The organism is Acidovorax sp. FG60, from assembly GCF_057808995.1.
In genome coordinates, this window is sequence record NZ_JBMDJC010000013.1 from 135362 (window position 1) to 144557 (window position 9196).

The 9196-nt window shown below is 64.8% G+C and carries 5 protein-coding genes; 3 read left to right on the forward strand and 2 right to left on the reverse strand.

All coding sequences use genetic code 11. The features are described from left to right. Nucleotides 1–94 precede the first annotated feature (94 nt). Nucleotides 95–4102, reverse strand: coding sequence for a phosphoribosylformylglycinamidine synthase (purL, locus tag ACODS0_RS19150; protein WP_488836504.1), 4008 nt, complete (start codon nucleotides 4100–4102; stop codon nucleotides 95–97). 137 nt (nucleotides 4103–4239) lie between these two features. On the opposite strand from purL, the gene map reads away from it, so the two are divergent. Both map and ACODS0_RS19160 read left to right on the forward strand, forming a co-directional pair. Further along, nucleotides 4240–5055 carry a type I methionyl aminopeptidase gene (gene map / locus ACODS0_RS19155; RefSeq protein ID WP_055393799.1) on the forward strand — a complete coding sequence of 272 codons (816 nt, stop codon included), beginning with the start codon at nucleotides 4240–4242 and terminating at the stop codon, nucleotides 5053–5055. Between the two features lie 86 nt (nucleotides 5056–5141). Then, a complete protein-coding gene (locus ACODS0_RS19160) occupies nucleotides 5142–7751 on the forward strand; it encodes a [protein-PII] uridylyltransferase (RefSeq protein ID WP_121506713.1) in 2610 nt (869 codons plus the stop codon). Between the two features lie 189 nt (nucleotides 7752–7940). Here ACODS0_RS19160 and def read toward each other — a convergent pair whose 3' ends face one another. Then, on the reverse strand, nucleotides 7941–8480 hold the full coding sequence (def, locus tag ACODS0_RS19165; RefSeq protein ID WP_228895933.1) for a peptide deformylase: 540 nt from the start codon (nucleotides 8478–8480) through the stop codon (nucleotides 7941–7943). 105 nt (nucleotides 8481–8585) lie between these two features. Between def and ACODS0_RS19170 the strand changes: the two genes are divergently transcribed. Next, nucleotides 8586–9005 carry a YbaN family protein gene (locus ACODS0_RS19170; protein ID WP_055393793.1) on the forward strand — a complete coding sequence of 140 codons (420 nt, stop codon included), beginning with the start codon at nucleotides 8586–8588 and terminating at the stop codon, nucleotides 9003–9005. The last annotated feature ends 191 nt before the right edge of the window (nucleotides 9006–9196 follow it).

Here is a 9196-nt window from a genome sequence, read left to right on the forward strand (position 1 = left end):
TCTCAAGGGTTGGCTCCACGAAAAAAGGCCGACCCCATGAGGGGCCAGCCTTTTGGCAACAACCGCCGCAGCGGTGCAGACGATCAGCGCCGGATCAGCCTACCCACTTGCGCGCGTTGCGCCAAATGCGCATCCAGCCGCTGTACTGCGCCTTGTCTTCACTCGTCCAGCTCATCTGCACGTTGCGGAACACGCGCTCGGGGTGCGGCATCATGGCCGTGAAGCGGCCGTCGGCCGTGGTCACCGCCGTCAGGCCGCCTGCGCTGCCGTTGGGGTTGAAGGGGTACTGCTCCGTCGCGCGCCCGTGGTTGTCCACGTAACGCATGGCGGCAATGGCCTTGTCGGCGTTGCCCCGGTACTTGAAGTTGGCATAACCCTCGCCATGCGCCACAGCTATCGGCAGTCGGCTGCCAGCCATGCCCTGCAGGAACAAGCTGGGTGATTCGAGCACTTCCACCAGCGACAGGCGGGCTTCGAAACGCTCGCTCTGGTTGGTGGTGAAGCGTGGCCAGTCCTGCGCGCCGGGGATGATGTCGGCCAGCTCGGCAAACATCTGGCAGCCGTTGCAAACACCCAGGCCAAACGTATCGGTGCGACCAAAGAAGCCCTGGAACTGCGCGGCCAGCACGGGGTTGAAGGTGATGGACCGCGCCCAGCCGATGCCCGCGCCCAAGGTGTCGCCGTAGCTGAAGCCGCCGCAGGCCACCACGCCCTTGAAGTCTTCGAGCTTGACGCGGCCAGTCTGCAGGTCGGTCATGTGCACGTCATAGGCCTCAAAGCCTGCTTCCGTGAACGTGTAGGCCATCTCGATGTGCGAGTTCACACCCTGCTCGCGCAGGATGGCGACCTTGGGTTTGGCGAAGTTCAGGTATGGCGCCGCCACGTTGTCAGTGGCGTCGAACGTGAGGTGCACGTGCATGCCGGGGTCGGTGGGCTCGCCCGCTGCGGCGTGTTCGGCATCGGCATTGGCGGGGTTGTCGCGCTGCTGGCAAATCTTCCAGCTCACAGCGTCCCACACCTGGTGCAGGTCGGCCAGCGGCGCACTGAATACGGCCTTGGCATCGCGCCAGACCTGCAATTCGCCCTTGCCTGCGTCGATCTCGGACGATGCAGGACGCGTTTTGCCGACGAAGTGGCTGAACTTGGACAGGCCATGCTCGCGCAAGGTCTGCATCACGTCGTTGCGCTCGGCAGTACGCACCTGCAGCAACACACCCAGTTCCTCGTTGAACAGGGCTTTCAGCGTGAGCTCTTCGCGGCGAGCCCCCACCTGGCCTGCCCAGTTCTTGGCATCGCCCGTGTCCATGCGGCTGTCGCTGATGCCGTCGCCTTCAGTGACCAGCAAGTCCACGTTCAGCGCCACGCCCACATGGCCCGCAAAGGCCATTTCGGCGGCGGCCGCCAGCAGCCCACCGTCGCTGCGGTCGTGGTACGCCAGGATCTGGCCCTTGGCGCGCAGTGCGTTCACTGCGTTGACGAGGTTGACCAGGTCTTTCGGGTCGTCCACATCGGGCACCACGTTACCGCTTTGCTCCAGCGTCTGGCCCAGGATGCTGCCGCCCATGCGGTTCTGGCCCTTGCCCAGGTCGATCAGCACCAGCGTGGTGTCGGTCTCGGTGGCGTTGAGCTGGGGCGTGAGCGTGCCGCGCACGTCGGACAGCGAAGCGAATGCGCTCACGATCAGGCTGACGGGCGAGGTAACTTTCTTCTTCTCAGAACCTTCGCTCCACTGCGTGCGCATGGACAGGCTGTCCTTGCCCACGGGGATGCTGATGCCCAGCGCAGGGCACAGCTCCATGCCCACGGCCTTCACAGTTTCGTACAGCGCGGCGTCTTCGCCGGGCTCGCCACACGCGGCCATCCAGTTGGCCGACAGCTTCACGCGCGGCAGCTCGATGGGGGCGGCCAGCAGGTTGGTGATGGCTTCGGCCACGGCCATACGGCCTGAAGCCGGCGCGTTGATGGCGGCCAGCGGCGTGCGCTCGCCCATGCTCATCGCCTCGCCCGCAAAGCCCTTGTAGTCGGCCAGGGTCACGGCGCAATCGGCCACGGGCACCTGCCAGGGGCCGACCATCTGGTCGCGGTGGCTGAGGCCACCCACGGTGCGGTCGCCAATGGTGATGAGGAAGCGCTTGGAGGCTACCGTGGGGTGGGCCAGCACGTCGATCACGGCCTTTTGCAGCGGCACGCCGGTCAGGTCCATGGGCGCGAATTCACGCACCACGGTCTTCACGTCACGGTGCATCTTGGGCGGCTTGCCCAGCAGCACGTTCATGGGCATGTCCACGGGCAGCTTCTGGTGGTCGGCCGTCGCGGCCGGGTCGTGCAGCACCAGCTGGCGCTCTTCCGTGGCCGTGCCGATCACGGCAAACGGGCAGCGCTCGCGTTCGCAAAAGGCTTTGAACGGTTCCAGCGACTCGGGCGCAATCGCCAGCACGTAACGCTCTTGCGATTCGTTGGACCAGATTTCCTTGGGTGCCATGCCCGACTCTTCGAGCTGCACGGCACGCAAGTCAAAACGTGCGCCACGGCCTGCGTCGTTGGTCAGCTCGGGGAAGGCGTTGGACAAGCCGCCTGCACCCACGTCGTGGATGGCGAGGATCGGGTTGGCCGCGCCTTGCGCCCAGCAGTGGTTGATGACCTCTTGCGCGCGGCGCTCGATCTCGGGGTTGCCGCGCTGCACCGAGTCAAAGTCCAGCTCGGCGGCGTTGGTGCCCGTGGCCATGGAGCTGGCGGCGCTGCCGCCCATGCCGATGCGCATGCCGGGACCGCCCAACTGGATCAGCAGCGAACCGGCGGGAAACTCAATCTTCTTCGTCAGCTCGGCATCGATCACGCCCACACCGCCCGCGATCATGATGGGCTTGTGGTAGCCGCGCTGCACGCCGCCGACTTCTTGCTCGTACTCACGAAAGTAGCCGTTCAGGTTGGGCCGGCCGAACTCGTTGTTGAACGCCGCGCCGCCCAGGGGGCCTTCAACCATGATCTGCAACGCGCTGGCAATGTGCTCGGGCTTGCCAACTGTGCTTCCCCAGAGCTTGGACACCGTGAAGCCCGTGAGGCCCGCCTTGGGCTTGGAGCCGCGGCCGGTGGCGCCTTCGTCACGGATCTCGCCGCCTGCGCCGGTCGATGCGCCGGGGAAGGGCGAGATGGCCGTGGGGTGGTTGTGGGTTTCCACCTTCATCAGCACATGCTGGGTAACGCTACTCTTTTGATAGCTATTGGCGCTTGATGGATCAGCGCCAGATCCCATTTTTGCCACAAACCGCTCGACCTGGTGGCCTTCCATCACCGAAGCGTTGTCCGAATACGCGATCACCGTGTGCTGGGGCGCCAGCTGGTGCGTGTTGCGGATCATGCCGAACAGGCTCTTGTCCTGCGCCACGCCGTCGATGGTGAACTGCGCGTTGAAGATCTTGTGGCGGCAGTGTTCGCTGTTGGCCTGCGCGAACATCATCAGCTCCACGTCGGTGGGGTTGCGCGCGAGGCCCGTAAAGGCAGTCACAAGGTAGTCGATTTCATCGTCAGCCAGCGCCAGGCCAAAGCGGGTGTTGGCGGCCTCCAGGGCAGCGCGGCCGCCGGCCAGCACATCCACATGCTCCATGGGCGCGGGCTGCAGTTCGGTGAACAGCGCGGCGGCGGCGCTGCGGTCGGCCACCACCGATTCGGTCATGCGGTCGTGCAGCAATGAGGCCACCTGGGACAGCTGCTCGGCCGTCAGCTCAGGGGTTTTGCCCAGCAGACCGGATTTGAGGCTGATGCGGTATTCGGTGATGCGCTCGACCCGGCGGATGGCGATGCCGCAGTTGCGGGCGATGTCGGTGGCCTTGGAGGCCCAGGGCGACAGCGTGCCTAGGCGGGGCGTGACGATGAGCACGGCGCCGTCTTCGGGGCCCGCATAAGGGTCGCCGTAGGTCAACAGCGCGGCCAAACGTTCTTGCTCAGTGGGTGTAGGGGCCGCGTCGGTAGCGACCAGGTGCACAAAACGCGCTGCAATGCCGCTGATCTTGGGGTGGATCGCCTCCAGGGCGGGTTGAAGTTGCTGGGCGCGGAAGGAGCTGAGGGCGTTGCCGCCCGCCAGCGTGGTCATGTGCAAGGTCACGGTAGCGGCCTGTTGGGGGGTGTCAGGGGTAGAGGGTGGCTCCGGGCGCCAGCGTGCAGCCAGGACCGGAGCCCGCTATTTTACCGGGCATGGCCGCACCGCCTGCGTGGCGCGGGGGCCAATGGGATAATCCGAGGATGAGCATCACCATCAAAAGCGCTGAGGACATCGAGGGCATGCGCCTGGCCTGCCGTCTGGCCTCCGAAGTACTGGACTACATCGCCCCCCACATCAAGCCCGGCATCACCACCAAAGAGATCGACCGCCTGGGCGCCGAGTGCATGGCCCAGCAGGGCACCATCTCGGCCACCGTGGGCTACCAGCCACCGGGTTATCCACCCTACCCGGCCTCGCTGTGCACCTCGGTCAACCATGTGGTGTGCCACGGCATCCCCAACGACAAGCCTTTGAAGAAGGGTGACATCGTCAATGTGGACGTGACTGTGATCACCAAGGACGGCTGGTATGGCGACAACAGCCGCATGTACCTGATCGGCGAATGCTCGATCGCCGCCAAGCGGCTGTCGGCCATCACGTTTGATGCCATGTGGCACGGCATCGTGCAGGTCAAGCCCGGCGCGCATCTGGGCGACATCGGCCACGCCATCCAAAAGTTTGCCGAAGGCCAGGGCTTTTCCATCGTGCGCGAGTTCTGCGGCCATGGCATTGGCAAAAAATTCCACGAAGAGCCTCAGGTGCTGCACTACGGCCGCCCCGGCACGCTCGAAGAACTGGTGCCCGGCATGGTGTTCACCATCGAGCCCATGATCAACGCTGGCCGCCGCGAGGTAAAAGACTTTGGTAACGACGGTTGGACCATCGTGACCAAGGACCACAGCCTGTCAGCCCAGTGGGAGCACACGGTGCTGGTTACCGAAACAGGCTATGAAGTCATGACGCTGTCGGCAGGCTCGCCGCCGCTCCCGGCGTTTGTGACCGCGACCAAGACCTGACCCGCTCGCCGGCCCCTGCCTGCCGGCTCGCACAACTCTTGCATGGCTTTTTGCATGGCCCTTCTTCAGCGCGACCTTCGACGACCATGACCAAAATCCATGCCCTGCCTGAAGTGCACGTCCTGCGGGACGCCTACCGCAGCGACAAAGCGGCGCTGCTGGCCGCCATGAAAGCGACGGGGGCCTCCACACGCGGCATCCGGGTGCTGCTGCGCAAGCTGTCCACCCTGGCAGGCAACCTGCTGCAAACGCTGTGGCAGCGCGCCGAACTGCCTGCCGACATGGCCCTGGTGGCGGTGGGCGGTTTCGGGCGCGACCAGCTCTTTCCTTATTCGGATGTGGATGTACTGCTGCTGATGCCCGATGGTGCGGCGCCCGAGGCGGGCAGCGCACTGCGCACCCAGCTCGAAGGTTTCATCGGCAGCTGCTGGGATGCGGGGCTGGAGATTGGCTCCAGCGTGCGCACGGTGGCCGAATGCCTGGCCGAAAGTGCGGGCGATGTCACCGTGCAGACCTCCCTGCTTGAATCACGCCTCGTGTGCGGCAACGCAGCGCTGTTTGAAGACTTCCAGCGGCAGTACCGCGCGCAGATGAATCCCCAGGCGTTTCTGGTGGCCAAGACACTGGAGATGCGCCAGCGCCACAACAAGTACGAGAACACGCCCTATTCGCTGGAGCCCAACTGCAAGGAGTCTCCTGGGGGGCTGCGCGACCTGCAGATGATCTTGTGGGTCTCCCAGGCCGCGGGGCTGGGCCGCAACTGGAAAGAGCTGGCCGCCAGCGGCATGGCCACCGCGTTCGAGGTGCGCCAGATTGAGCGCAACGAGGCGGTGCTGTGCCTCATCCGTGCGCGCTTGCATGCCGCCGCTGGGCGGCATGAAGACCGGCTGGTGTTTGACCTGCAGACCGCCGTGGCCGAGTCGTTTGGCTACCGCTCACAGGCGCCCGACGGATCGCGGCTGCCCATGCGCGCCAGCGAGAGCCTCATGCGGCGCTACTACTGGGCGGCCAAGGCGGTATCGCAGCTCAGCCAGATCCTGCTGCTGAACATCGAAGAGCGCCTGAATCCCTCGACGCACGAGCCGCGCCCCATCAACGAGCGCTTCTTCGAAAAGGCCGGACTCATCGAGGTGGCCAGCGATGACCTTTACACGCGCGACCCACACGCCATCCTCGAAACCTTTTTGCTCTACCAGACCACGGTGGGCCTGAAAGATCTGTCAGCCCGCACCTTGCGTGCGCTGTACAACGCACGCGGCGTGATGGACGGCGCATTCCGCCGCGACCCGGTCAACCGCGACAACTTCATGCGCATCCTGCAGCAGCCTTCGGGCATTACGCATGCCATGCGGCTGATGAACCAGACCTCGGTGCTGGGCCGCTACCTGTGGGCGTTTCGCGGCATCGTCGGTCAGATGCAGCATGACCTGTTCCACGTGTACACGGTGGACCAGCACATCCTGATGGTGTTGCGCAACGTGCGCCGCTTCTTCATGGCCGAGCATGCGCACGAGTACCCCTTTTGCTCGCAGCTGGCTGGCGGCTGGGACAAGCCGTGGATCCTGTACATCGCCGCACTCTTCCATGACATTGGCAAAGGCCGTGGGGGCGACCACTCGCAGATCGGTGCCGTGGAAGTGCGCCGCTTTTGCCGCCAGCACGGCGTCGCCCGCGAGGACGCAAAACTCGTCGAATTCCTGGTCAGCGAACACCTGTCGATGAGCCGCATCGCCCAAAAGGAGGACCTGAGCGATCCCGACGTGATCGCCGCGTTCGCGCAGCGCGTGGGCAACGAACGCTATCTCACCGCGCTGTACCTGCTCACCGTGGCCGACATCCGTGGCACCAGTCCCAAGGTGTGGAATGCGTGGAAGGGCAAACTGCTGGAAGACCTATACCGCGCCACGCTGCGCACTCTGGGCGGCCGGGCGCCCGACGCTGCCGCCGAAATCGAGGCGCGCAAGCGCGAGGCGCTGGTGCTGCTGGCCCTGAGCGCCCTGCCCTTCGAGGCACACAAGGCCCTGTGGGCCACACTGGACGTGAGCTATTTCATGCGGCACGAGGCTGCCGACATCGCCTGGCACACGCGCCACCTGTCGCGCCATGTCGGCACGGCAAAGCCTGTGGTGCGCGCGCGCCAGTCGCTGGCAGGCGACGGGCTGCAGGTGATGGTGTATGCGGCCGACCAGGCCGATCTGTTTGCGCGCATCTGCGGATATTTCGACCGCGCGGGGTTTTCCATCCTGGATGCCCGCGTGCACACCGCGAACAACGGCTATGCCCTCGACACCTTCCAGGTGGTGGCCTCATCGCAGCCGGGGCACTACCGGGAGCTGACGCACATGGTCGAAAGCGATCTGGTGCGTGTGATCGAGGCCGGTGGCCCGCTGCCCGAGCCCGCCCGCAAGCGGGTCTCGCGCCGGGTCAAGAGTTTTCCGGTGGCGCCGCGCGTCACCCTGCGACCCGACGAAAAGGCCCAGCGCTGGCTGCTGGCCATCTCGGCCAGCGACCGGGCGGGCCTGCTCTACCTGGTGGCCCGTATCCTGGCGCAGCACCACCTGAGCGTGCAACTGGCCAAGGTCAGCACCTTGGGGGAGCGGGTGGAAGACACCTTCCTGATCCAGGGCCCCGAGCTGCAGAACAACGCCCGCCAGATCGAGATCGAGACCGAGCTGCTGCGCGAACTGTCCGCGTGAGCCACGCTCGACAAAATGCTATATTTTTAATAGCAACCAGAGCTTTACCAGAAAGCTCTAGCGGCCTTTTTTTGACATCTTTCACCCTGAGCAGCTTCAGCAACCAGGCGTACGAAGCCATCACCCACAGCAAGATCTATCCCGGTGCGGGTACACCGGTGACGGATGTGTGCCTGTCAGGCGGAGGCATCAGTCGTCCTCGTTGGCACTGATGTCCGGGAACAGCACTTCGGTAAAGCCGAACTGCGTGAAATCGCGCACCCGCATGGGGTAGAGCTTGCCGATGAGGTGGTCGCATTCGTGCTGCACCACCCGGGCATGAAACCCTTCCACCGTGCGGTCGATCGGGTCGCCATACGGATCAAACCCGGTATAGCGAATGCGCGACCAGCGGGGCACCTTGCCGCGCAACCCTGGCACCGAAAGGCAACCTTCCCAGTCCTCATCCTCCTCATCACCAAGGGGCATGATGACCGGGTTGAGCAAGACGGTGGGAGGGACCACGGGCCGGTCCGGGTAGCGTGGATTGCGCTCGCCAGATCCAAAAATCACGAGCTGCAGATCCACGCCGATCTGCGGCGCCGCAAGTCCCGCTCCGTTGACAGACTGCATGGTCTCGAACATGTCGCGCACCAGAAGGTGAAGCGCATCGGTATCGAATTCAGTGACAGGCTGGGCAACACGCAGCAGGCGCGGATCGCCCATCTTCAGGATGGTGTGGATGGTCATCGAAGGTGCATTCAGGTCAAGAGAAAAGCGGCGCATGCGCTGCTGCGGCAGCATAGCGCGTGCGCACGCCCCGGTGCTGCCGCCGGGGCATTCACAATAACGGACATGCCCCAGCCCCCCACCGAGTCCCACGAAGACGCCGCGCCGCCACTGCGCACCCTGCCCTGGCCCGTGCGCTGGCTGCTGCTCGCATTTGCCGTGCTGTGCCTGGTCATGGGCATCATCGGTGTGATCGTTCCCGGACTGCCGACCACGGTGTTCATCCTCATGGCGGCCTGGGCCGCTGCCCGCAGCTCGCCACGGCTTTACCGCTGGCTGTGGAACCACCGCTTGTTCGGCCCCCTGCTTCGCAACTGGGCCCAGGGCGGCAAGGTCAGCCGACGGGCCAAGTGGAGCGCCACACTGCTGATGGCGCTGAGCGGCATCGTGCTGTTCGCCACGGGCACCCGGCCGTGGGTGGTGGGTATCGCCATCACCTCCATGGTTTGCGTGGCAGCCTGGCTGTGGCACCGCCCCGAGCCCTGAAGCCCACCCTTCCCCTCACCGGAGTAGTGAAAGTTGGCCGTCATTCGCACACCTCGGCACGCGACCGCAACACCACGCAAGAACACGCCGTCAAATCTTCGGAGCCCCAATTTTTATGTATATAATCTAAGTCTTGTTCCTCGATAGCTCAGTCGGTAGAGCGCCGGACTGTTAATCCGTAGGTCCCTGGT